Genomic DNA, 811 nt, shown 5'->3' on the forward strand with positions numbered 1-811 from the left:
TAGGGAGCGAGACGCTCCCACTACGATAATATTCAATAATTACAGTAGTGCGGGCATCTTGCCCGCTTGTTATACCCATTAACCGGATTTGATATAACAATATTCCTCTATTATAATTGCGATCGCGATCTTCTGCCCATATCTGTCGCGATCGCCTGTCTTTAAGCGGAAGTTAGAGCGTGTTTTTGCAAATCTTCAAGAGCGATCGCTTCCAATGCTCTTACGTGAGTTGCGGCGAGAATCACTGGAGGAGCAACCCCGATTTCAAAGGCTTCTTGCCAACGAGAGGCACATAAACACCAGCGATCGCCAGTTTTGAGTCCAGGAAAATCATACATGGGGACAGGGGTGCTAAGATCATTTCCTTGAGCTTTGCTGAATTGGAGGAAAGCCGGGGTTACTTTAACACAGACAACATGAGAGCCATAATCTTGTCCTCCTGTGTTGCAATATCCGTCTCGATAAAAGCCAGTCATAGGAGAAGTACAGCAACATTCTAAGGGAGTACCGAGTACATTTTTTGCGTCTGTCATTTTGAGTTTGAGAAATTGCTATTTTTATCTCTTTTTATCCTAAATCCTAGAGGGAGGCGATCGCAATTGATAACTTAAAACTCGAGGTAATTTCGGGTGCATCTCAGTTTTGTAGAAATAGCGAGCAAGATGCTCGCACTACCTCAATTATCGGTTATTGTAGTGGGAGCGTCTCGCTCCCTAGCCCTAATTATTCAGAGCAATTTTGTACATTAGCCCTAATTATTCAGAGCAATTTTGTACATTAGCCCTAATTATTCAGAGCAATTTTGTACATT

The 811-nt window shown here is 42.8% G+C and carries 1 protein-coding gene; it reads right to left on the reverse strand.

Annotated features, from left to right (window positions below):
• Positions 1 to 161 precede the first annotated feature (161 nt).
• A complete protein-coding gene (locus tag JUI58_RS00710) occupies positions 162 to 533 on the reverse strand; it encodes a DUF2237 domain-containing protein (RefSeq protein ID WP_204101832.1) in 372 nt (123 codons plus the stop codon).
• Positions 534 to 811: the final 278 nt, after the last annotated feature.

Origin of the sequence: Spirulina sp. CCY15215 (assembly GCF_016888125.1) — a bacterium.
Lineage (GTDB): Bacteria > Cyanobacteriota > Cyanobacteriia > Cyanobacteriales > Spirulinaceae > CCY15215.

Coding starts and splice junctions, on each gene's coding strand:
- JUI58_RS00710 (WP_204101832.1), bottom strand. CDS start 533: ATGACAGACGCAAAAAATGTACTCGGTACTCCCTTAGAATGTTGCTGT.